Here is a 23,236-nt window from a genome sequence, read left to right on the forward strand (position 1 = left end):
GCCGCCGTTCCCATTCCGTCAGGCCGGAATGGGGCCCTTGATTTTATTTTGCTTGGGCGAAGTGAATTCGCCCTGCGCCAATTGCGGCCATAGGGCCGCAATTGACACGCCGAGGGCGTGGCTCGCTTGCGCTCGCTGGGCGGCGGCTTACAGCCCCAATTTCATAGAGACAACGTTGTCCACCATAGCCAGAGCATTATCCACCATGAGAGGATCTTTGCCTCCGCCCATGGCGGAGTCGGGCTTACCGCCGCCGGAGCCGCCGGCGATGGCGGACACCTGCTTGATGATGTCACCGGCCTTGATGCCCAGGCCCACGGCCTCCTTGCCGCAGGCGGCCACAAAGGTGATCTTGCCGCCGTTGACGGCTGCCAGCACGGCCACCACGTTGGCGGCCTTGTCCTTGATGGCATCGCCCATCTGGCGCAGGCGGTTGCCGTCGGCGTCGGGCACGGTGGCGGTGATAACCTTCAGGGGGCCCACGTCGTGGGCGCCGAAGAGGATGCGGTCGGCCTCGCCAGCGGCTTCCTTGCTCTTGTACTGCTCAATGGCCTGACGGGCAGCCTTCAGGTCGGCCACCTGCTGCTCCAGCTTGGCAACCAGGTCGGCAGGGTTGGTCTTGAGAATCTGGGCAGCCTGGAAGATGAGCTGCTGGTTGTGGTTCATGGTCTCCAGGGTCAGCTTGCCCACGGTGGCCTCAATGCGGCGCACACCGCTGGCCACGGAGCCCTCGGACTTGATGCGGAAGGTGCCCACCTTGGCGGTGTTGTCCAGGTGGGTGCCGCCGCAGAACTCCATGGAGAAGTCGCCCATCTCCACCACGCGCACCACGTCGCCGTACTTCTCGCCGAACATGGCCACAGCGCCCTTCTGCTTGGCCTCCTCCATGGGGAGCACCTCGGTGATGACGGGGTAGCCGTTCAAGATGGCGTCGTTGACCAGCTTGTCCACCTGAGCCAGCTCCTCGGCGGAGATGCCCTCGAAGTGGGTGAAGTCGAAGCGGATACGGTCGGGCTCCACCAGAGAGCCTGCCTGGTGCACGTGGTCGCCCAGCACCTTTTTCAGAGCGGCGTCCAGCAGGTGGGTGGCGGAGTGGGCACGGCGGATGGCCTGGCGGCGCTCCACGTCAATGGCGGCGGTGACAGTGTCGCCCACTTTCAGCACGCCCCCGGTGAGCTTACCGTAGTGCATATACTTGCCGCCCTTGTTCTTCTGCACGTCGTGGACGGTGAACACGGCCTCGCCCAGGGTGATGGTGCCGTGGTCGCCCACCTGGCCGCCCATCTCGGCATAGAAGGGGGTGCGGTCCAGCACCACGATGCCCTCCACGCCGCTCATCATCTCCTCGGCCTGGACGTTCTCCACCACCATGGCCAGCACCTTGGCGTCGTCGATGGTGTTGTGGTCGTAGCCCACGAACTCAGTCTCGGGCAGCTCCTTGCCGAACTCGATACCAGCCCAGCCCAGATCGCCCAGGGCCTCACGTGCCTTGCGGGCGCGGACCTTCTGCTCCTCCATGAAGACACGGAAGCCGGCCTCGTCCACGGTCAGGCCCTCGTCCTGAGCCATCTCGCTGGTCAGGTCGATGGGGAATCCATAGGTGTCGTAGAGCTTGAAGGCGTCCTCGCCGGAGAACACGGTCTCACCCTTGGCCTTGTGCTGGGCCAGCATGTCGGAGAAAATCTTCAGGCCGCTGTCGATGGTCTTGGCGAAGTTCTCCTCCTCCACCCGGATGACCTTGGTGATATAGCTCTGCTTCTCCACCAGGTCGGGGTAGGCGGTGGCGTTGACCTCGATGACGGTGTCACACACCCGGTACAGGAAGGGGTCGTTGACGCCCAACAGCTTGCCGTGGCGGGCAGCCCGGCGCAGCAGACGGCGCAGCACGTAGCCACGGCCCTCGTTGGAGGGGAGCACGCCGTCGCAGATCATCATGGTGGCGGAGCGGATGTGGTCGGTGATGATACGCAGGGACACGTCACGGCTCTCGCTCTGGCCGTAGTGGGCCCCGGTGATCTCGGAGACCTTGTTGGTGATGTTCATTACGGTGTCGGTGTCAAACAGGGAGTTGACGTTCTGGCACACGCAGGCCAGACGCTCCAGGCCCATGCCGGTGTCGATGTTCTTCTGGATGAGCTCGGTGTAGTGGCCCTCGCCGTCGTTGTTGAACTGGGAGAACACGTTGTTCCACACCTCCATATAGCGGTCGCAGTCACAGCCCACGGTGCACCCAGGCTTGCCGCAGCCGTACTCCTCGCCACGGTCGTAGTACACCTCGGAGCAGGGGCCACAGGGGCCGGAGCCGTGCTCCCAGAAGTTGTCGGCCTTGCCAAAGCGGAAGATGCGCTCGGCGGGGATGCCGATCTCCTTGTTCCAGATCTCAAAGGCCTCGTCGTCATCCTGGTAGATGGAGGGGTACAGGCGGTTGGGGTCCAGGCCCACCCACTCGGGGCTGGTCAGAAACTCCCAGCACCAGGTAATGGCCTCCCGCTTGAAGTAGTCGCCGAAGGAGAAGTTGCCCAGCATCTCAAAGTAGGTGCCGTGGCGGGCGGTCTTGCCGATGTTCTCAATGTCACCGGTGCGGATGCACTTCTGGCAGGTGGTGACACGGCGGCGGGGGGGCTCCTGCTCGCCGGTGAACCAGGGCTTCATGGGCGCCATGCCGCTGTTGATGAGCAGCAGAGAGGCGTCGTTCTGGGGAATCAGGGAAAAGCTGGGCAGACGCAGGTGTCCTTTGCTCTCAAAGAAGGACAGGAACATCTCACGCAGCTCGTTGACCCCGAAGGGCTTGGGGTTGCTCATGGGTCTATACCTCCATTTTAAAAATTAACAAAATAAAAGCCCTTGCCAAACACAGGGGCAAAGCCTACGCTTCACGGTACCACCCTGTTTATCCTCGGCAAGGACATCTCCAGTCATCCGATAACGGGGATGGGCCGCCCTGCTCCTCGCAGGAGACGAAACGGAGTGGCGCAGAGAAACCGCACTTGCCGGGGGCTCTCACTCTCCCCCCTCGCTTTGGGCCGCTGGTGGCTCTTTGGCTCCGCCATTGTCTTTAGCTGTTACATTTTATCACATTCTTGCCAGATGTCAAGGCAAGGGGCAGGAAAACCCTTGGCTTTCTGGGTGTATCGCTGCACAAAGTCCGTCTTAGCCTGAGTGTACCCGTCCCGGTTTTGCTCGAATCGCTTCCACAGGCCCAGCTTCAAGGTCTCATATTCACGGGCCACCTGGGGGTGCTGTGTGAGATAGTCCCGAAAATATAGCTCGTCGTGGTCCCCTTGGCAGCGGACATGGATGTGAAAGACCTTTTGGGCAAAGCCGTCCTCGGTATAGCCCTTGTTCAGGGAAATCCTCCGGGGGCCCTGGCTCATGCACAAGTAGCCGTTCCCCACCAGGGTCTCTCTCACCCGCTCCAAGTCCCCCTCTCCGGGAACCTCCACCAGAATGTCAATGATGGGCTTGGCCCAGATGCCGGGGATGGCTGTGGAGCCGATGTGGTGGAGCTGGGCGGTGGGGGGAAGCATGGTTTTTAAGATGTCCGCTTCTTCCTGGTACCAGTCCTTCCACACCTCCTGGTGGGGGGTAAGGAAAATGGGGAACAGCTGCCACAGCTCTTCCAGGGTCATGTCGGATAGTGTTTTTCCCATGGGGCACCTCGTAAATTCGTGTATACAAAAATGTCTCTATGAATTCATCAGAAAGGCTAGTCATATTATAGATTTACTTCATTCCCATCCATCACGCCGTCACGCAATACCAATTCATACAATATATAATAAATTCCTCTTACCTCTAATTTATACTGTGTTGAATTGTTATAATCGTCTATTGCACACCCTACTTCATCTGCTCCAAGATTGTCCAGATAAGGTCTTAATAATTTTCTAACAGCAAACTCAATGCTAACTTTGTCAGAGATTATTGAACAAGTTTGTACTTGCATAATTCCCAAAGTCATCATTTTATAGTTCCCAAATAACTCCAATACTTTTTTCTTTATAATTTCAATCCGCCTCGCCACAAAAGGCCTATTATAATCCTCATAAATCATAGTAGCATATACTAAACAAGCAAACTCTTCTTTCCCAACGGTACCTTTTGGATAATATTTCTCTACATTTTGCTGAACAACATCACCAAACCGTTTCTGAAGATGATTATATCTACGCAACACGATTTGTTCAATCTTTGTTGGTGGGAATAGTCTATCACTAACAAGTGACAGCTTTCCAACTTTCCAGACAGTCAATACGACATAAGCCACAATTGCATACCATAGAGCATCTCTCAAAGCCGTTGGTGGGATAAATATGCTTTCCCCCATATCTAATAACGGGAAAACAATCCACATTAACACTCCCATTGCAAAAGCCATTGAAATTATAAAAGCAATAAGTTCAACTTTCCAGTTTATAATATCATAGCTTTGCCTTAATAGTATAAAAGCAACTCGAAGTCCCCAATAAAAAAGGGGAATCATCCACGAAGAATGACAAAACGCCTGCTTTCCTATATTTTGAAAAACCGCACAACATATCGACATATATATCGTCGGATTTATGATCTTCAAAAAGAAATTCCCAGAAAAGCTTTCAATTTGACTATTACTAAAACAAAATTCTCCATACTCGAACAGATTTCCACGAAGTATGTACTGTATGCGCCCCAGAACTCCATTCAAGACAAATAAAACAATCGCTAGGCCAAGATTAAGTATTATGTTTATCATCCGTATATTCTCCTTAATCAATTATGCGTCTAGATTGCCCCACAGGATAAGGGCAATATCCTAAATTCATAGGTTGTCAATTTGTTTCATTATATCAAACACCCAGGAACTGGGCAAGAACTCAAGGCTCCCCTGTGTAAGGGGAGCTGTCTGCCGTCAGGCAGACTGAGGGGTTGACTTCAGCCAGCTATTAGACAATCCCTCCGACCCGGCTTACGCCGGGCCACCTTCCTTTACACAAGGGAGGCTTTACTTGATACCCGCATCAAAAAGGGGCATAATAGAGAAAAAGGAGGTTGCCGCCATGAACCGCACGTTATTTGTCAACGGCCCCATTCTCACCATGGAGTCCCCGGTGCCCACCGATGCCCTGTTAGTGGAAAATGGGCGTATTATGGCCCTGGGCACCGATGCCCTCAATGCCACCGGAGCCACCAAAGTGGACTTGCAGGGGGACGCCCTGCTGCCCGCTTTCATTGATCCCCACAGCCACCTGTCCGCCGCCGCCAACAGCCTGCTGCAAGTCCCCCTGGGTGAGGTGTGCGACTTCGCCCAGCTGGAGGAGGCGGTGGCCGGATTCATCCGGGACAACCACATCCCCGCCGGGCAGTGGGTGTTCGGCCAGGGCTACGACCACAACCACCTCACCGAGCACGCCCACCCCACCAAAGAACTGCTGGACAAGGCCGCCCCCAATAACCCGGTGGTCATCCAGCACGCCTCGGGACATATGGGGGTGTTCAACTCCGCCGCCCTCCACCAGCTGTTCCTCACGGGGAGCACCCCCGACCCGGAGGGGGGCACCTTTGGCCGAAACGGTGGGGAACTCACCGGGTACGCCGAGGAAAACGCCTTTGTCAGCAACCTCCGTAAGGCCCCCATGCCCGGGTTTGACCAGCTGAAAGACGCCTTCGCCCGGGCCCAGCACACCTACGCCGCCCACGGCATCACCACCGCCCAGGAGGGCATGATGGCCGCCGAACTCTTCCCCCTCTATCAGGGGCTGTTGGCCCAAAACGCCCTGACCCTGGACGTGGTGGGCTATCCCGGCGTGGCCGACCTCCACGCCGCCCGGGTGGCTTTCCCGGACAGTGGGAAGGGCTACCACCACGGGCTGCGGCTGGGTGGCGTGAAAATCTTTTTGGACGGCTCCCCCCAGGGGCGCACCGCCTGGCTGCGCACTCCCTACCAGGGGGAGAGCGAGTACCGGGGCTACCCCACCATGACGGACGAGCAGGTGGAGCAGGCCCTCACCTTGGCGGCTCAGGAAGGGGTGCAGATTCTGGCCCACTGCAACGGCGACGCCGCCGCCCAGCAGTATCTGGACATGGGGGCCAAAGTCATGCAGAGCCACCCCAACCTCCGGGATGTACGCCCGGTGATTATCCACGCCCAGCTCCTTGGGGTGGACCAGCTGCCCCAGGCCAAGGCGTTGGGGTTCACCCCCTCCTTCTTTGTGGCCCACGTGTACCACTGGGGGGACATCCACCTGCAAAACCTGGGGGCCCGCCGGGCCGCCGCCATCTCCCCGGCCAAGACCGCCGTGGATTTGGGGATGCCCTTCACCTTCCACCAGGACACCCCCGTCATCCCCTGCGACATGTTGGAGACTATCTGGTGTGCCGTCAACCGGGTGACCAAAAACGGAGTGCAGTTGGGCCCCGAGCAGCGCATCCCCGTGTATGAGGCGTTGAAGGCAGTGACCGTTCACGCCGCTTGGCAATACGGCGAAGAGAAGGAAAAAGGCTCTCTGGCGGTGGGCAAGCAGGCCAACCTGGTGCGGCTGTCCGCCAATCCCCTGGAGGTACGGCCCGAGGCTCTGCGGGAGGTCTCTGTGGTGTCCACCTGGAAGCAGGGAGAAGTGCTGTACCAGGGTTAAAAAATTTTTCCTGTAGTGAATGGATTTCCCTTCGTGAATCGTATGAGATGACCATGCGGGAGCTGCGGGACCTGTTGGCCAGCCTCCAGGCGGAACATCCCGACATCACCCCGCCCCCGGTGGACGAGACGGGCAGCGGCTGCGGCAACGGCAACGGACACGGACACGGAAATGGAAACCACGAATAACAAAGAGCCCGGAAGGGAGCGAAACCGCTCCCTTCCGGGCTCTTTCGTATGCTGTTTATTGGATAACCAGTTCGTCTCCCTGGCGGTCCACGGTGATGGTGCTGTCGGGGGTCACCTCTCCGGCGATGATCTTGCGGCCCACCAGGTTCTCCACGGTGTGCTGCAAGTAGCGGCGCAGAGGCCGAGCGCCATACATGGGATCGTAGGCGGACTCCAGCACCAGGTCCTTGGCGGCGTCGGTGAGGACCACACGCAGCCGCTTGTCCTCCAGACGGCGGTTGAGGGAGTCCAGCTGCAAGTCGATAATGTGGAAGATGTTGTCCTTCGTCAAGGGCTTGTAGAACACAATCTCGTCCAGACGGTTGAGGAACTCAGGCCGGAAGGAGCGGCGCAGCAGCTCCTGCACCTGATTCCGGGCCTCCTCGCTGATCTCCCCGTCGGGCTGGATGCCGTCCAGCAGGAACTGACTGCCCAGGTTAGAGGTCAAAATGATGACGGTGTTCTTGAAGTCCACGGTGCGGCCCTGGCTGTCGGTGATGCGGCCGTCGTCCAGCACCTGGAGCAGCACGTTGAACACGTCGGGGTGGGCCTTCTCCACCTCGTCGAACAGAATGACGGAATAGGGATGACGGCGCACCGCCTCGGTGAGCTGGCCGCCCTCCTCGTAGCCCACATATCCGGGAGGGGCTCCGATGAGGCGGGACACGGAGAACTTCTCCATGTACTCGCTCATGTCAATGCGCACCAGGTTCTTCTCGCTGTCAAAGAGGGCCTCGCTGAGGGTCTTGGCCAGCTCGGTTTTACCCACGCCCGTGGGGCCCAGGAACAGGAAGGAGCCGATGGGCTTGTTGGGGTCGGCGATGCCGGCACGGGAGCGGAGGATGGCCTCAGAAACCAGCCGCACGGCCTCGTCCTGGCCCACCACACGCTGGTGGAGGATGTCCTCCAGGTGCAGCAGCTTCTCCCGCTCGCCCTCCATGAGCTTGGCCACGGGGATGCCGGTCCAGCGCTCCACAATGCGGGCGATCTCCTCTTCGGTGACCTTATCCCGGAGCAGCTGATTCTCCTTTTGGTTGGCGGCAATGGCCTCTTCCTCCTGCAACTGCTTTTGCAGGGCGGGGATGGTGCCATATTGCAGCTGGGCGGCCTTCTCCAGGTCGTACTCCCGCTGGGCCTTCTCCAACTGGGCGTTGGCCTGCTCCAGGTCCTCCCGCAGCTTCTGCACCTTGCCAATGGCGTTCTTCTCGTTCTCCCACTTGGCCTTGCCGGCGTTGAACTCGTCCCGCATCTCGGCCAGTTCCTTCTGGATGTCCGCCAGACGGGCCTTGGACAACTCGTCCTCCTCCTTCTTCAGGGCGGCCTCCTCAATCTCATGCTGGATGATCTTGCGGGAGATCACGTCCAGCTCGGTGGGCATGGAGTCCATCTCGGTGCGGATGAGGGCGCAGGCCTCGTCAATGAGGTCGATGGCCTTATCGGGGAGGAATCGGTCGGTGATATACCGGTCGGACAGGGTGGCGGCGGCCACGATGGCGCCGTCGGTGATCTTCACGCCGTGGAACACCTCATAGCGCTCCTTCAGGCCACGGAGAATGGCCACAGCGTCCTCCACCGTGGGCTCGTTGACCATGACAGGCTGGAAGCGGCGCTCCAGAGCGGCGTCCTTCTCAATATACTGGCGGTACTCGTTGAGGGTGGTGGCGCCGATGCAGTGCAGCTCGCCCCGGGCCAGCAGAGGCTTCAACAGGTTACCGGCATCCATAGCGCCCTCGGTTTTCCCGGCGCCCACAATGGTGTGCAGCTCGTCGATGAACAGGATGATGCGTCCCTCGGACTTCTTCACCTCGTTCAAAACGGCCTTTAACCGCTCCTCAAACTCGCCCCGGTACTTGGCGCCTGCAATCAGAGCGCCCATATCCAGGGCAAAAATGGTCTTGTCTTTCAGGCCTGCGGGCACATCGCCTTTCACGATACGCTGGGCCAGGCCCTCGGCAATGGCGGTCTTACCCACGCCAGGCTCGCCGATGAGCACGGGGTTGTTCTTGCTCTTGCGGGAGAGAATGCGGATGACATTTCGAATCTCGTCGTCACGGCCGATGACAGGGTCCAGCTTGTTCTGCCGGGCCCGCTCCACCAGGTCGGTGCCGTACTTTTTTAGAGCCTCGTAGGTCTCCTCGGGGTTGTCGCTGGTGACCCGCTGGTTGCCCCGCAGGGCGGCCAGGGCCTGCATCACCTTTTCCCGCTCCAGGCGGTAGGTGGTGAGGGTGGGCTTGATGGTGCTGTCGGCCTTGTCCATCAGGGCCAGCAGCAGGTGCTCCACCGACACATACTCGTCCTTCATGCTGGTGGCCACTTCCAGAGCGGCGTTCATGGCCTGATCCACACCGGAAGAGATATACACCTGGTCGGCTCTCCGGCCAGAGCCGGACACCTTGGGCAGCTTCTCCACCTCGTGGCGCAGGGCGGCGTCCAGAGACTCCACCGTCACCCCCATGTGGGTCAGCAGCTGAGGCACAAAGCCTCCCTCCTGCTCCACCAGGGCGCAGAGCAGATGCACCTGCTCAATCTGTTGATTTCCATATTCCGTGGCCAGGGTCTGGGCGGCCTGCACCGCCTCCAGGGACTTCTGGGTAAACTGATTCATATTCATAAGGCTACACTCCTTTGCATGGGGTGCTTGGGAGCCCCTCGACTCCCGCCCCAATCTGTTGTTTGACCTTAGTATACCTCTTCGCTAGGAAAAATCATGAACAGAGTGTAAACAATTAGCACTCTCTTTTCGAGAGTGCTAATTTTCTTTCTATTCCAGATAGGCCACCCCATACAGGCCAAACTCCACCACGGTGTATCCCGCGTTTCGGAAGGCATCATAGCTGCTGACATGGACAATATAGGCGGTATTTGGGTCCAAATCGTTCCCATCCACCCCGAAGGTGTAGCGGCCAAAGGAGGAGACACTGAGATAGGGGGAGGGGTAGTTTGCATACTCCACGGTCTGGGCAAACTCCGGCTGTGGGGTCTGGTCATAAAAGAGGATGTGGGAGTAGACCACCGTGGAGTCCACCGCCACCGACTCAAACCCCTGCTCCTTCACATACGCCACCGCATCCCCCACCCCGTAGCGGAACTGGACGTCGATGTCGTCGTTATAGGTGGTGAAATAGGTGTTCACAAACAGCCCGAAGGCCACGGCATACACCGCCACCACTCCCCAGGGCAACACCGGGTGGGCCTTACTGAAATCAAACACCCAGTCCACCCCAAAGGCCAGCAGGACCAGCAGGTAGAGGTGGAGGGAATTGGCTTTGTTGATGTTCCGATAGTCCAGAGACAGGCTCACCAAGGCGGCACACAACAGCCCTAACAGCAGCAGGCCCTCTCCGGTAAAACGGCGCTCCTTGGCGCCCCGTACCGCCCGAATGGCCATGCGCACGCCGCCCAGGATCATAAAGGGCCAACTGAACCGATAGAACATGCCATATTGGGGCAGGCTGTTCCAAATCAGTCCGTCCCCCTCCCCGAACACCATCTCCCCCAGGGTCTGGTAGGCCTCCAGGGAGAAGAGGTTGCGCCAGTCCACCTCGGAGGCCCGCATGGACACCAGCCGGGGCACGGACAAAAACGGGGTGCGAATCTCCTCCAGCACCCCCAAATTCACCAGCACAAAGAGGAGGAGAGGCAGGGCCATCACAAACAGCAGGCCCACCGCCCCCGCCAGATAGGGGGTAAATGTTAATCTCTTCGTGTAGAGCAGGTAGAGGAGAAACGCCGCCAGGGTCAGGGGCAGCACCACCCAGAGGGTGGCATAGGCGTACAGGGACAGGCCATAGAACAAGGCAGCCAGCAGCAGCCACGGCGGGGAATCCAGCCCCCGCACCAGGAAGTACAGCCCCAACAGCAGCAGGCCCGGGGCCAGATTGGACTCCAGTCCCCAGCGGCTGAGCATGATATGCCAGGGGCAGATGGCGGTGAGAAACAGCCCGATGAGGCCCACCCGCCGGGAGAAGAGCCGGGTGAGCAGCAGATACACCACTGGGAGGCTCACACAGGCCAGAATGGCCTGGGGCAGGCGGATGGCCAACTCCGTGAGGCCCAACAGGGCCACAAAGGGCATGGCCAGATAGCTTTCCAGCACATTCATGCCGCTGCCCCAGGAGATGAAGTAGCAGGGATTGGTGTACCCCCAGGAGTCCACCCCGTAGGTGAGCATGGAGTAGGCCTCATATCCGGCGTAGGCCTCGTCCTGGTTGAGCCCGCAGGGCACCGCCCCCAGCTGCCACAGCCGCACCGCCACCCCAATCAAAATGAGAAACAGGGGCAGCAGCCAAGTCCGCTGTGCCCCTTTTTCCAGTCGTATGCTCATTGGTTGCAGCTTCCGCAGTGCTTGGCGTGGTAGCGCACCACCAGGTCGCCCAGGGTGGTACCGTCCACCACGGCGGACACCGCCCGGTGAATCTCCTGCCACAGCTCGATGGTCACACAGTCCCCGCAGCGGTCACAGAAGCCGTCATCGGTGGCGCACTCCACGGGGGCCAAATCCCCCTCCAGAGGCCGGAGAATGTCGCCCACAGTGTACTCCTCCGGGTGACGGGTGAGAAGATAGCCCCCTCCGGCACCCCGCACCGAGCGCACCAGCCCAGCCCGGGACAGAGGTGTGACGATCTGCTCCAGGTATTTATCGCTGAGGTTTTGCCGCCCCGCCACGTCCCGCAGGGAAACCGGGTTGTCCTCCCCGCCGTGGGCAGCCAGGTCCACCATCAGCCGCAGGGCGTACCGCCCTTTTGTGGAAATCTTCATATCCATACCCCCATAGTCCTTTGTCCTATAATACCATATGTTTGGTAGGATTTCAAGAGTGCTACCGGGGGTGTGTTCCATCTATTCTTATAAAAGGAAGTTTTCCCCCAGCGGAGCGTCTTTGGAAGGGCGGTGAGAATCGGTATGCCCCCACCTGAAAAGGGGCAAACTTCTCTTGACGATTGGCTTTCCATTGGAGTATCATGGAGAAAACGATGCCAGGAGGGTGCGCCATGAAGAAAAAACCCGCTTTTTACCTGTTGGGCCTCGCCGCAGCTGGGGCCGGAGCCGCCGGAGGCATGGCTGCCGTGGGCAACCGCCTCTATGCCAAAGCCATGACCCCTCAGACCCGGGAGCCGGACTACCAGGACCCCAACGAGCCCCAGCGTGAGGGCCGGGCCTGGGCCAGAAAAGCCGAGGGCTTCCGCTCGGCCACCATCCAGGCCATTGACGGGCTCATCCTCTGGGCCGCTGTGGTGCCCGCTGACACCCAGACCCACCGCTGGGCCATCTGCGTCCACGGCTACCACGACACCCACGAGGCCATGGGTGCCATCGGCCTACACTACCACCAGGAGGGCTGGAACGTCCTGATGCCCGACCAGCGGGGCCACGGCGAGAGCGAAGGCGACTACGTGGGTTGGGGCTACGACGAGCGGCTGGACCTGGTGGGCTGGATCAACTACATCCTCCGCCGGGACCCTGACGCAGAGATTCTCCTCCACGGTGTATCCATGGGGGCCGCCACCGTCCTTCTGGCCACCGGCGGGGCCTTGCCGGAACAGGTGAAGGCGGCGGTGTCCGACTGCGCCTATACCACCATTGAGGCCCAGATGCACCACGTCCTCCAGAACTTCCGGGAGGAATACATCCACGCCCCGGTGCCTATGCCCACCTCCGCCCTCTTCTCCATACTGCGGAAAACCGCCCTGCGCCGGGCTGGATATGACCTGCGGGACGCCGCTCCCATCCAGGCGGTGGCCCAGTCCAAAACCCCCACCCTGTTCATCCACGGCGTGGAGGACGACTTTGTCCCCTCCTCCATGATGGGAAAGCTGTACCAGGCCGCCAAGTGCCCCAAGAGCTTTTTGTGGATGCCCGATGCCGGACACGCCAACGCCGTGGGCACCAACCCCCGGCTGTACTGGACGGCGGTGGACACCTTCCTGCAAGATTATTTTCCCACCGAAGATTGATTCCTTCCCCGGCCCACTCCTGTGGGTCGGGGAAGTTTTTTCTTTTTCTCAATTACCGATTGACAAGGTAGGTAAAAAGGCGTATCATATAACCAACCAATTCAGTAGGTTTTAATTCGATGCATCAGGAGGAATCCGTTATGGCACATATCTATACATCCGCCCATCAGCTCATTGGACACACCCCGCTGTTGGAGTTGACCCACATTGAGGAGAAACTGGGCTTAAAGGCCAAGATTCTGGCCAAACTGGAGCTGTTCAACCCCGCCGGGTCGGTGAAGGACCGGGTGGCCCTGACCATGATTGAGGACGCCGAGGCCAGCGGGGCTTTGAAGCCCGACTCGGTGATCATCGAGCCCACTTCTGGCAATACCGGCATTGGACTGGCCGCCGTGGCCGCCGCCCGGGGCTACCGCATGATCGTGGTGATGCCCGACTCCATGTCCATGGAGCGCCGCCTGCTCATGACCGCCTACGGGGCCGAGCTGGTGCTCACCCCCGGGGCCAAGGGCATGGCCGGAGCCATTGCCAAGGCCGATGAGCTGGCCGCTGAGATTCCCAACAGCTTCATTCCCGGCCAGTTTGTCAACCCCTCCAACCCCAAGGCCCACCGGGAGACCACCGGGCCGGAGATCTATGACGACACCGACGGAAACGTGGACATTTTCGTGGCTGGTGTGGGCACTGGCGGCACCATCACCGGGGTGGGCGAATATTTGAAGTCCCGCAACCCCAAGGTGCAGGTGGTGGCAGTGGAGCCCTCCGACTCCCCCGTCCTCTCCGGCGGCAACCCTGGTCCCCACAAGCTCCAGGGCATCGGGGCAGGCTTTGTGCCCGAAGTGCTCAACACTCAGGTTTATGACGAGGTGTTCCCTGTCACCAGTGAGGAGGCCTACGCCGGCGGGCGACTCATGGGCCGCAGCGAGGGCGTGCTGGTGGGCATCTCCTCCGGCGCCGCGCTCCACGCCGCCATCCAGGTGGCCAAGCGCCCGGAAAACGAGGGCAAGACCATTGTGGTGCTCCTGCCTGACACCGGGGACCGGTACCTGTCCACCCCCATGTTTACCGAATAAAGAGATAGGAAAGGAATCCTACCATGCAAATTTACGCTGATAACGCCGCCACCACTCGCCTGAGTGACACGGCGCTGAAGGCCATGCTTCCCTATATGCAAGAGGAGTACGGCAATCCCTCCAGCCTCCACTCGGTGGGCCAGCGGGCCCAGGAGGCCCTCACCGACGCCCGGGCTCGCATTGCCGCCCGCCTGGGCTGCCAGCCCACCGAGGTGATCTTCACCTCCGGGGGCAGCGAGGCGGACAACCAGGCCATCCGCTCAGTGGCTGCCTTTGGCAAAATGAAGGGCAAGACCCACATCATCTCCACCGCCTTTGAGCACCACGCCGTGCTCCACACCCTGGAGGCCCTGGAGAAGGAGGGCTTTACCGTCACCCTCCTGGACGTCCACGAAGACGGCATGGTGTCCGCCCAGCAGGTGGAGGAGGCCATGACCCCGGAGACCTGTCTGGTGACCATCATGTACGCCAACAACGAGATTGGCACGGTGCAGCCCATCGCCGAAATTGGGGAGGTGTGCCGCCGCCACAGGGTGCTCTTCCACACCGACGCCGTCCAGGCGGTGGGCCATCTGCCGGTGAACGTGGCCGAGCAGAACATTGACCTGCTGTCCCTGTCCGCTCACAAGTTCCACGGCCCCAAGGGCATCGGGGTGCTGTACGCCCGCCGTGGTGTGCCCATCTTCCCCCTCATCCACGGCGGCGCCCAGGAGCGGGGCCGCCGGGGCGGCACCGAGAACATCCCCGCCATTGTGGGTATGGCCGCCGCTCTGGACGAGGCCTGCGACCACCTGGAAGAGGACACCGCACAGCTCTGCGCCCTGCGGGAGCGGCTGATTGCAGGGCTGTCCAAGATCCCCCACTCCGTGCTCAACGGCCACCGGGAGCACCGCCTCCCCGGCACCGTGAACTTCTGCTTTGAGGGCATCGAGGGCGAGTCTCTCCTGCTGCTTCTGGACGACAAGGGGGTGTACGCCTCCTCCGGGTCCGCCTGCACCTCCGGCTCCCTGGACCCCAGCCACGTGCTGCTGGCCATTGGGCGGCCCCATGAGATCGCCCACGGCTCTCTGCGGCTCTCCCTCTCCCCGGACACCACCGAGGAAGAGGTGGACTATATGGTGGAGGCCGTCACCGACGTGGTGGCCTACCTGCGCTCCATCTCCCCGGTGTGGCGCAACCTGGAAGCAGGCATTCAAGAATTTATCATCCAGTGAGGTATTTACTATGGCTTTATACAGTGAAAAGGTAATGGACCACTTCCGCAACCCCCGCAATGTGGGCTCTATGGAGAATCCCAGCGGCGTGGGCGAGGTGGGCAACGCCAAGTGTGGCGACATCATGCGCATCTACCTGAAAATTGAGAATGACATCATTGTGGACGTGAAGTTTGAGACCTTCGGCTGCGGCAGCGCCATTGCCTCCTCCTCCATGGCCACCGAACTCATCAAGGGCAAGCCCGTGTCCGAGGCCCTCACCCTCACCAACCAGGCGGTGGTGGAGGCCCTGGACGGACTGCCCGCCCAGAAGGTGCACTGCTCCGTGCTGGCCGAGGAGGCCATCAAGCTGGCCCTGAAGGACTACTACGACAAGAACGGCATCGAGTACGACCACAGCCAGTTCCCCTGTTGCGAGAGCTGCGGCCACTGCCACGCCCACTAAGGCCCCATGTTGGTATCCACCCGAGGCCGCTACGCCCTGCGGGTGATGGTGGACTTGGCCCAGCACCAGAGCCAGGGCCCCATTCCCATGAAGGATGTGGCGCAGCGGCAGCAGATTTCCCTCAAGTACCTGGAGAAAATCCTCCCGGTGCTGTCCAAAAATGGTTATATTGTGGGCACCCACGGCAAGGGGGGCGGCTATCAGCTCACCCGGGCCCCTGATGAATACCGGGTGGGAGATATTCTGCGGCTCACCGAGGGGGACTTGGCCCCGGTGGCCTGCCTGGAGGCGGGGGCGGCCCCCTGCCAGCAGCGGGACACCTGTCCCACCCGCTCCCTCTGGTGCGAGCTGGGGCGTCGGGTCAACGAGTACCTGGACAGCGTCACCCTGGCGGATTTGATGTAACTCAATTACCCCCAGTCATGGCATTTCAGCATGACTGGGGGCAGTTTTCATATTTTACCGTATTTGTTTTTCAACAGAATGTCAATGGACGGTTCTCCTCTTCCATGTTATTCTGGATTTGTAATGTTGTACATTCAGATTTCACAAGCCGTTTTATTTTGAGGAATGGGGTGGTTCCATTGGCGATGGATACCAGAGGGCATTCCCATAGGCATGGTTGTTTTCCTTGCTAGAAACCGACTATCTGTATAAGGTGGAATTAAAATGAACGAAAAACAGGCCCGTCTCATACGAATCTGGGATATTGGTCGTGTCGTTTTCCGGATTGCAGTTTGTATTTTCCTTCTGATCGACACCTTTTTTCTATCTTATGATGTTCCATCCACTCTCATTGCTATGGCCCTCTTTATCGTCTTGGCCACTCTGGAAAGCGTTGGCGAGCATTGGATGCGCCGCAATATTCCAGAAGCGGAAAACCGCCCTTACCCTAAGTGGATACATGCTTTATCCATCCTCGTTCTCATCCTCGTGTTTTACGATATCATGAAGGGATGATTTATTCGCAACCACCTTTACACCACTTCAGCGGCGCAGACTTGTCTGCGCCGCTGTCTTTTTATACCTGGTTCTCTATCATCACCACCAGCGTTCCCCGCTCCACCGTAATCCGGGCGGGTCCGCCCAAAAATTCGTTGCTCACCCCCAGGGGCACCTGGACGGTCATGGTGGCCCCGTGCAAGGGGTACTTCAACCCCTCCAGCGTCACCCCATGGGCGGGTTCGCCCAGGCAGAAGATGGACAGGGTGCGCCCCGTCTCCCCCTCCAGTTCCAGGGTGCCGTTGTGCACCGCCGTCACCGTCATGCCGGGGCCCACCAGCTTTCCCCGTCCCCCCTGCTCCACAAGGCCGCACAGCAGCTGCACGTTGGCCAGGGTGTGATCCAACCTTCCACCTAAGGAGCCGTAAATGTGGAAGTTGCGGTATCCCCGGCTCCACCCTTCACTGAGGGCCAAAGCCGTGTCCGTGTCGTCCTTCTCCGCCGGATGGCGGACAATATGGGGGTGGGGCGGCACGTAGCCCAGGGAATCAAAGTCCCCCACCACCAAGTCCGGGTCCACCCCATGGGCCTGCATCTGGCTAAAGCCTCCGTCAGCGGCAATGCACAAATCCCCCGGCTGGATGTCCGGCCACTGAGTTCCGTACTCTCCTGAGGCAAAAATATAACAAATGGACATGGTTCTCTCCTCGTTTCTCATTCTTGACCCAGCTGTTCCAGCAGTACCCGCCGCACCGTCTGGGGGTCTGCCTTTCCCTGCAATTTCCGCATGGTCTGGCCCACCAAAAAGCCGAAGGCCTTTTCTTTTCCGCCCCGCCAGTCTGCCACCGACTGGGGGTTCTCCTCCAGCACCTGGACCACGGTGTTCTCCACCAGTTCCACATCCTGCACCTGCTCCAGGCCGTGGGCAGACACGTATTCGTCCACATCTCCGTCGGTGTCAAACACCGCTTCAAACACCTTCACCGCCGTGTTCCGGTTCAGTTTTCCCTCCCCCACCAACTGAATGAGCCGGGCCAGGGTCTTGGGGGTGATGGTCAGCCCCTCCGGGCTGAGGCTCCGGGCGGACAGCGCCCCCAGCACCTCCCCCATGATCCAGTTGGCCCCCTGTTTGGGGGGCGTGCCCAACTCCACCAGTTCTTCAAAGAACTGGGCGAGGGCCGGGTGGCTGGTGACCATCTGGCAATCGTAATCCGGCAGCTGGTACTCCTGGGCGTAGCGTCTCCGCTTCTCCTCCCCCAGCTCGGGCAGGTGGTCTCGGATGTCCTGGATGTACTCCTGGGACAGCACCACCGGGGGCAGGTCCGGCTCGGGAAAGTAGCGATAGTCCCGGGCCTCCTCCTTGGAGCGCATGGAGAAGGTCTCCCCCCGCTCCTCGTCAAAGCGGCGGGTCTCCTGCACCACCCGCTCTCCCCGCTCCAGAAGGGCAATCTGCCGCTGGCTCTCATATTGAATGGCCCGGGCAATGGCCTTAAAGGAGCCCAGGTTCTTCATCTCGGTGCGGGTGCCCAGGGTGTCCCGCCCCACCGGGCGCACGGACAGGTTTACATCGCACCGCAGGGAGCCCTCCTCCATCTTGCCGTCGGACACCCCCAGGTATTGCAGCCGCTCCCGCAGCAGCTCCAGATAGGCCACCACCTGGTCCGGGGTGCGAAAGTCCGGCTCGGTGACGATCTCCAGCAGGGGCACCCCGCAGCGGTTGAAGTCGCACAGAGTCTCCCCGGTCTCAGGGTCGTGGTACAGCTTCCCAGCGTCCTCCTCCATGTGGATTTCGTGGATGCCGATGGTAGTCCCCGCCACCTCCACCCGTCCACAAGTGCACAGGGGGGCATACAGCTGGCTGATCTGGTACCCCTTGGGCAAATCCGGGTAAAAGTAGTTTTTTCGGTCAAAGCGGCTCACTGGAGTGATAGCGCAGCCCAGGGCCAGCCCCACCTTCACCCCGTACTCCACCACCTTCTCGTTGAGCACCGGCAGCGCCCCGGGCAGGCCCATACACACGGGGCAACACTGGCGGTTGGGGGCAGCGCCAAAGGCGGTGGAACAGCCGCAGAAAATCTTACTCTCGGTGGACAGCTCCACATGGGTCTCCAGCCCCATGACAATCTCCCAATTCATCGCCCTTCGCCCCCTCTCGGTACGCTTTTATGATGGTCCGTCTCCTGCTGATAGGCGTGAGCCACGCTCAGCAGCACCTGTTCCCCAAACCGGGGGCCCATGAGCTGGGCTCCCACGGGCAGCCCCTGCCCGTCCACCCCGCAGGGCATAGACAGGGCGGGCAGCCCTGCCAGATTGGCGGGGACGGTGTACAGGTCGGACAGGTACATCTTCATGGGGTCGGCCAGACTCTCCCCCAGCTTGGGTGCGGTGTTGGGGGTGACCGGGGTGAGGAGCACGTCACAGGCGGCAAAGGCCCGCTCCAGGCCCTGGGACACCTGATACTTCACCGCCAACGCCTTTTTATAGTAGGCCTCGTAGTACCCGGCGCTGAGGACAAAGGTGCCCAGCAACATGCGCAGCTTGGCCTCTTTTCCAAAGCCCTGGCTGCGGGTGTTCTCATACATCTGGGTAAGGTTCCCGTATTCCTTGGCCCGGAATCCGTACTTCACCCCGTCATATCGTGCCAAATTGGAGGAGGCCTCCGCCGAGGCCAGCACGTAATAGGCGCCAATGACCTGTTTCAGCTCCGGAATGGACACCTCTGTGAGGACAGCCCCCCGGTGCTGGAGTACCTGGGCCACTTCTCTCACCCGCTGGGCCACCTGAGGGTCCAGCCCCTCCCCGAAGCACTCCACAGGCAGGCCCACCCGCAGACCCCGAATATCCCCGTTGAGGGAGGCCAGCCGCCCCCCGTAGTTGCCGTCCACGGTGGTGCTGTCCCGGCGGTCCTTCCCCTGGATGAGGTCCAGCACAGCGGCGCAGTCGGCGGCGTCCCGGCACAGGGGGCCCACCTGGTCCAGAGAGGAAGCGTAGGCCACCAGACCATACCGGGACACCGTGCCGTAGGTGGGTTTTAGCCCGGTGAGGCCACAGTACCCGGCGGGCTGGCGGATGGAGCCCCCGGTGTCGCTCCCCAGGGCGTACCAGGCAAAGCCCGCCGCCACTCCGGCGGCGCAGCCCCCCGAGGACCCGCCGGGCACCCGGTTTTCATCCCAGGGGTTGCGGGTGGGGCCGAAGTAGGAGGTCTCGGTGGTGGAACCCATGGCGAACTCGTCCAGGTTCCCCTTGCCCAGGCACACACCCCCGGCCCTTTGTACCTTCTCCACCACCGTGGCATTGTAGGGGGGTACATAGCCCTCCAACAAACGAGAGCCGCAGGTGGTTTTTATCCCCTGGGTGCACAGGTTGTCTTTCAGAAGAAGGGGCACCCCGTACAGGGGGGAAAGCCCCGGTTTCAGGCCCTTTTGAAGCACTTCCGCCCGCTCCATGGCCTGCTCTTCCAAAACCGTGATGCAGCTGTTCAGTCGCTGGTCCCTCCGGGTAATCTCCTCCAGAGCCGCCTGTGTGGCCTGGGGGATGGTCACGTCCCCCGAAGCGATGGCCCGGCCCAGCTCCAGAGCGGTGAGGTGGGTGAGGTTCATGCTTCGCCCCCCTCTCCCACGCTTCTGGGGGTCACCACATACCCGTCCCGCAGGAGGGGAGCCTGGGAGAGCAGCTTGTCCCGGTCCAGGGAGGGCGCCACCCCATCCGGGCGGAAGGTGACCACACACGGGGTGTCCGGTTCCGCCCCCTCCTCCACCTGGGAAAGGGCCTGTAGATAGCCCACCATCTGCTCCAGCCGTCCGGCCAGCTCCCCCTCCTCCTCCGGGGTAAGGGAGAGCCGGGCCAGGTGGGAGAGCTTGCGCACCTGCTTGCTTGTCTCTTCCATGGGTGTCCCTCCAAAAAAGACGCCCCAAGCCGTGAAACAACCACAGCTGGGGCTTGTTTGGGATATTTTACACCCGACCTGTGGGCTTTGTCAATGCGCGGCCACACTCTAGTCAGGGGCGTGAGTTTATGGTACACTAGAGGAAAGAAGATCACCGGAGAGGAGCCGACTGTATGCTATCTTGGGAGCAGCTCAACGAGACCTGTCAAGCCTGCCGCCAGTGTCCCCTGGCGGAGACCCGCCACCATGTGGTGTTTGGGGTGGGACCCCAAAACGCCCCCATTATGCTGGTGGGCGAGGGCCCGGGGGAACAGGAGGACTTGCAGGGCATCCCCTTTGTGGGCCCGGCGGGTCAGCTGCTGGACGACATGCTCTCCCTCATCGGCCTGAGCCGGGAGAAAAACGTGTACATCGCCAACATCGTCAAGTGCCGCCCGCCCCACAACCGGGACCCGCTGCACACCGAGCAGGACGCCTGCATCGGCTATCTGCGCAACCAGGTGGCCCTGCTGCGCCCCAAGATCATCGTCTGTCTGGGCCGCATCGCCGCCCAGCGGCTCATTGACCCCGGCTACAAGATCACCCAGCAGCACGGCCAGTGGGTGGAGAAGGCCGGGGTGGCTATGACCGCCATCTACCACCCCGCCGCTCTGCTCCGGGACCCCTTAAAGAAGCCGGACACCTTCGGGGACCTGCGGGCCATCCGCTCCAAGGCCCGGCAGCTGTGCCCCCAGGTCTACGACTCCTCCTCGCTCTGAGGCAGCAGATTCATAATGGAGATCTCATAGGCGGTGCGGGTCTGGCGCTCCCCCTCCACCATCTTGTGGTATTGACGGCTCTGGAGCCGTCCCTCCAGGCGCAGCCGGTCCCCCACCTCCATCTGGGCGCAGCGGTTTGCCACCGACCCCCAGGCGATGCAGGGTAAGTAGTCCGCCCGACCATAGGGGCGGTTCACCGCCAGCAGCAGGTCGCAGATCTCCCGGCCCAAGGGGGTACGGCGGGCCACCGGAGGCTTGCACAGGGCGCCCGCCAGCAGCAGGTGGTTCTCCCCCTCCCGGCAGTGGGCCTGGAGCACCTCCCGCACCAGCATGGTGATGACCAGGCGGCTGCCCTGCCCCGAGCGGTTGTTGTAGGAGCGCACCTCGCCCCCCACCTCCAGCCAGTTCCCCGGCTGCCACAGCTCCTCCTGGGGCTGGGACACCACCAGATTCACCACGTCCTCGGCTCCCGACAGGCGGGGCACCCGGAAGGGCACCAGGTAGTAGTCCACCCCGTGGTTGTGGTGGGACAGCTTGGGAACGGCCAGAACTTCTCCCCGCAGCATCCCCTGATTTTCTCCTTTTACTTGGCTCATGACATCACACTCCATGGGTAAAATCTGTTGGAGTGTATGCGTCCGAGGGCCAGAGTATGACCGTTGACATTCCCAGACACGTCAGTATAATATATGGCATACCCCTATAAAGGAGGGCTGCATATGGAGGTACAACTGACACGCAAGCAGTTCCGACGCTTGCTGGACATGGTGTATATCGGCAACTGGGTGCTCAACTCCACCCGGGGCGACGACCGTTTTGAGGACTACGACCAGGTGGAAAGCCTGCTCTTTGCCCAGGCCGCCCGAGAGGGCATGGAGCCCTTGGCGGAGGTGTACCACGGCGAGATCGTACCCTCCAGGGCCTTTGCCGAGGGCGGGATTCACGAGGCCATCATGGAATATGAGAACAACGTGTTCTTCGACATTCTGGCCGAGGACCTGGCCCGGCGGGATATGAACTATGTGCCCATCGACGAGAGCAACCAGCAGGAGCTCATGGAGCGCATGGACGCCTATATCGACGAATTTGAGGCCCACGGCACCGAAAACATCACCATTGAACATTGAAAAACTTCCACAGTCCAGGGATGGGCTGTGGAAGTTTTTTAGCTTCTGGAGGAAGGCTACCCCCTCCTGGGCTCCCCCTCTGGGCCCACTCCAGGGGGTGCGGCGTTCCCGCCGCCGGGGGCCGCTGCTACACTCCTTGGTGCGCTGGGGTAGGGGCCGTGGCTTGCCCGGCCCGTGGGGGCCTCGATGTTGCCCTAGAAAATTCGGGAGGGGCAAGCCCCTCCCCTACGCCCGGCCAACCAGCGAATGGGAGTAATCCTGCCAGGAGCACGGCCTGGACTACACCACGGTCAATCCCCCCAAGGAGCTGACGGAGGCAGTGGACCAGGCCATGGAGGAGCTGATTCAAGCCCAGGCGGGGGAGATTCAATATTACTTAAACGAGTGAATAAATAGCAAGAGTGCGGGAGAAAGTCGAACTTCCTCCCGCACTCTTATTTTGTGTATACGTTGCAATTTGCATCTGACATATTATTTATTTTGCAGTTTTGCCAATGCTTTCATAATTTTTTTCATCGTGTCATTTTTAGGATATCTCTGACACAAGCTTTCTATTTTAGCTATCGTAATCTGCGCCTCCTGAGCAGTTTGTTTTACAGCCAGGTTATACAGCCCCTTGGCGTACGCAACCGTCATCTCCTCGTTGTCAGAGTACATACGGTATAACTTTTCTAAATGTCGTATCGTTTCTAGGACTTCCCCAACCGCCTGTCTATCAGAAAGGTTCACCAGCCCCTTAGCATACTCAAGGGCTATCTCCTGGTTCCCTGAATACTGCTCATACAACTCCGCTAACCGCTCTACCGTGACTTCCGCTTCCGCTACATCTTGATCACAGGACAGGTTCACCAAACCTTTGGCATATGTAACGGCAATCTCTTCATTCCCAGAATACCGTTCCTGTAGTTCCCTTAACCGCTCTACGCTGACTTCCGCTTCCGCTACATCTTGATCACAGGACAGGTTGAATAGCCCCCAGGCATAGCGGAGAGCAATTTC

Annotated in this window: 22 protein-coding genes; 10 read left to right on the forward strand and 12 right to left on the reverse strand. The window is 60.4% G+C overall.

Features of this window, described 5'->3' with window-relative positions:
* Positions 1 to 147 precede the first annotated feature (147 nt).
* The 3 genes from alaS to B5F22_RS07555 all read right to left on the reverse strand — a co-directional run bounded on the left by alaS (position 148) and on the right by B5F22_RS07555 (position 4,732).
* A complete protein-coding gene (alaS, locus tag B5F22_RS07545; protein ID WP_087392094.1) occupies positions 148 to 2,802 on the reverse strand; it encodes an alanine--tRNA ligase in 2,655 nt (884 codons plus the stop codon).
* A gap of 260 nt (positions 2,803 to 3,062) precedes the next feature.
* Positions 3,063 to 3,650 carry a GrpB family protein gene (locus B5F22_RS07550; protein WP_087392095.1) on the reverse strand — a complete coding sequence of 196 codons (588 nt, stop codon included), beginning with the start codon at positions 3,648 to 3,650 and terminating at the stop codon, positions 3,063 to 3,065.
* A gap of 65 nt (positions 3,651 to 3,715) precedes the next feature.
* Positions 3,716 to 4,732: a hypothetical protein gene (locus B5F22_RS07555; protein WP_087392096.1), complete on the reverse strand. Its 1,017-nt coding sequence runs from the start codon at positions 4,730 to 4,732 to the stop codon at positions 3,716 to 3,718.
* Positions 4,733 to 5,036: 304 nt separating this feature from the next.
* Between B5F22_RS07555 and B5F22_RS07560 the strand changes: the two genes are divergently transcribed.
* Together B5F22_RS07560 and B5F22_RS12295 are read left to right on the forward strand one after the other, a co-directional pair.
* Positions 5,037 to 6,611, forward strand: coding sequence for an amidohydrolase (locus B5F22_RS07560; protein WP_087392097.1), 1,575 nt, complete (start codon positions 5,037 to 5,039; stop codon positions 6,609 to 6,611).
* A 47-nt stretch (positions 6,612 to 6,658) separates the two neighbouring features.
* Positions 6,659 to 6,799 (forward strand): hypothetical protein, encoded by a 141-nt coding sequence (locus B5F22_RS12295; protein ID WP_158096649.1) that lies wholly within the window; start codon positions 6,659 to 6,661, stop codon positions 6,797 to 6,799.
* Between the two features lie 55 nt (positions 6,800 to 6,854).
* On the opposite strand, the gene clpB is transcribed toward B5F22_RS12295, so the two are convergent.
* From clpB to B5F22_RS07575, 3 genes are all read right to left on the reverse strand, one after another.
* Positions 6,855 to 9,449, reverse strand: coding sequence for an ATP-dependent chaperone ClpB (gene clpB / locus B5F22_RS07565; RefSeq protein ID WP_087392098.1), 2,595 nt, complete (start codon positions 9,447 to 9,449; stop codon positions 6,855 to 6,857).
* Between the two features lie 150 nt (positions 9,450 to 9,599).
* Positions 9,600 to 11,162, reverse strand: coding sequence for a glycosyltransferase family 39 protein (locus B5F22_RS07570; protein ID WP_087392099.1), 1,563 nt, complete (start codon positions 11,160 to 11,162; stop codon positions 9,600 to 9,602).
* Positions 11,159 to 11,596 (reverse strand): Rrf2 family transcriptional regulator, encoded by a 438-nt coding sequence (locus tag B5F22_RS07575; protein WP_087233459.1) that lies wholly within the window; start codon positions 11,594 to 11,596, stop codon positions 11,159 to 11,161. Before B5F22_RS07575 ends, B5F22_RS07570 begins: the two co-directional genes overlap by 4 nt.
* A 233-nt stretch (positions 11,597 to 11,829) precedes the next feature.
* On the opposite strand from B5F22_RS07575, the gene B5F22_RS07580 reads away from it, so the two are divergent.
* From B5F22_RS07580 to B5F22_RS07605, 6 genes are all read left to right on the forward strand, one after another.
* The gene (locus B5F22_RS07580) at positions 11,830 to 12,792 is read left to right on the forward strand and encodes an alpha/beta hydrolase (RefSeq protein WP_158096650.1); all 963 of its coding nucleotides are present in this window, start codon (positions 11,830 to 11,832) and stop codon (positions 12,790 to 12,792) included.
* A 140-nt stretch (positions 12,793 to 12,932) separates the two neighbouring features.
* On the forward strand, positions 12,933 to 13,865 hold the full coding sequence (gene cysK / locus B5F22_RS07585; RefSeq protein WP_087392101.1) for a cysteine synthase A: 933 nt from the start codon (positions 12,933 to 12,935) through the stop codon (positions 13,863 to 13,865).
* A gap of 23 nt (positions 13,866 to 13,888) precedes the next feature.
* Entirely contained in the window at positions 13,889 to 15,079 is a 1,191-nt protein-coding gene (gene nifS, locus B5F22_RS07590; RefSeq protein WP_087392102.1) for a cysteine desulfurase NifS, read from the forward strand.
* Positions 15,080 to 15,089: 10 nt separating this feature from the next.
* Positions 15,090 to 15,524 (forward strand): Fe-S cluster assembly scaffold protein NifU, encoded by a 435-nt coding sequence (nifU, locus tag B5F22_RS07595; protein ID WP_087392103.1) that lies wholly within the window; start codon positions 15,090 to 15,092, stop codon positions 15,522 to 15,524.
* A gap of 6 nt (positions 15,525 to 15,530) precedes the next feature.
* Positions 15,531 to 15,929, forward strand: coding sequence for an Rrf2 family transcriptional regulator (locus B5F22_RS07600; protein WP_087392104.1), 399 nt, complete (start codon positions 15,531 to 15,533; stop codon positions 15,927 to 15,929).
* 264 nt (positions 15,930 to 16,193) lie between these two features.
* On the forward strand, positions 16,194 to 16,484 hold the full coding sequence (locus B5F22_RS07605; RefSeq protein WP_087392105.1) for a hypothetical protein: 291 nt from the start codon (positions 16,194 to 16,196) through the stop codon (positions 16,482 to 16,484).
* 61 nt (positions 16,485 to 16,545) lie between these two features.
* On the opposite strand, the gene B5F22_RS07610 is transcribed toward B5F22_RS07605, so the two are convergent.
* Genes B5F22_RS07610 through gatC form a run of 4 tightly spaced genes read right to left on the reverse strand, consistent with a single transcriptional unit; the run spans position 16,546 to position 20,352 of the window.
* Entirely contained in the window at positions 16,546 to 17,163 is a 618-nt protein-coding gene (locus tag B5F22_RS07610; protein ID WP_158096651.1) for a thiamine diphosphokinase, read from the reverse strand.
* Positions 17,164 to 17,180: 17 nt separating this feature from the next.
* Entirely contained in the window at positions 17,181 to 18,602 is a 1,422-nt protein-coding gene (gene gatB / locus B5F22_RS07615) for an Asp-tRNA(Asn)/Glu-tRNA(Gln) amidotransferase subunit GatB (protein WP_087392107.1), read from the reverse strand.
* Entirely contained in the window at positions 18,599 to 20,065 is a 1,467-nt protein-coding gene (gatA, locus tag B5F22_RS07620) for an Asp-tRNA(Asn)/Glu-tRNA(Gln) amidotransferase subunit GatA (RefSeq protein WP_087392108.1), read from the reverse strand. Before gatA ends, gatB begins: the two co-directional genes overlap by 4 nt.
* A complete protein-coding gene (gene gatC, locus B5F22_RS07625) occupies positions 20,062 to 20,352 on the reverse strand; it encodes an Asp-tRNA(Asn)/Glu-tRNA(Gln) amidotransferase subunit GatC (protein ID WP_087392109.1) in 291 nt (96 codons plus the stop codon). The genes gatA and gatC overlap by 4 nt, the downstream gene beginning before the upstream one ends.
* 173 nt (positions 20,353 to 20,525) lie before the next feature.
* On the opposite strand from gatC, the gene B5F22_RS07630 reads away from it, so the two are divergent.
* Complete coding sequence (locus B5F22_RS07630; protein ID WP_087392110.1) at positions 20,526 to 21,110, forward strand: uracil-DNA glycosylase; 585 nt, start codon at positions 20,526 to 20,528, stop codon at positions 21,108 to 21,110.
* Here B5F22_RS07630 and B5F22_RS07635 read toward each other — a convergent pair.
* Positions 21,089 to 21,706 carry a single-stranded DNA-binding protein gene (locus B5F22_RS07635; RefSeq protein WP_087369447.1) on the reverse strand — a complete coding sequence of 206 codons (618 nt, stop codon included), beginning with the start codon at positions 21,704 to 21,706 and terminating at the stop codon, positions 21,089 to 21,091. The two genes, B5F22_RS07630 and B5F22_RS07635, sit on opposite strands and share 22 nt — an antisense overlap.
* A gap of 123 nt (positions 21,707 to 21,829) precedes the next feature.
* Here B5F22_RS07635 and B5F22_RS07640 point away from each other — a divergent pair, with 123 nt between their 5' ends.
* Positions 21,830 to 22,237 carry a hypothetical protein gene (locus tag B5F22_RS07640; RefSeq protein WP_087233495.1) on the forward strand — a complete coding sequence of 136 codons (408 nt, stop codon included), beginning with the start codon at positions 21,830 to 21,832 and terminating at the stop codon, positions 22,235 to 22,237.
* A gap of 471 nt (positions 22,238 to 22,708) precedes the next feature.
* Here B5F22_RS07640 and B5F22_RS12300 read toward each other — a convergent pair.
* Positions 22,709 to 23,236: hypothetical protein (locus tag B5F22_RS12300; RefSeq protein WP_204210553.1), on the reverse strand; the 528-nt coding region annotated here is incomplete at its 5' end.

This window comes from Pseudoflavonifractor sp. An187 (assembly GCF_002160275.1).
GTDB lineage: Bacteria > Bacillota > Clostridia > Oscillospirales > Oscillospiraceae > Enterenecus > Enterenecus faecium.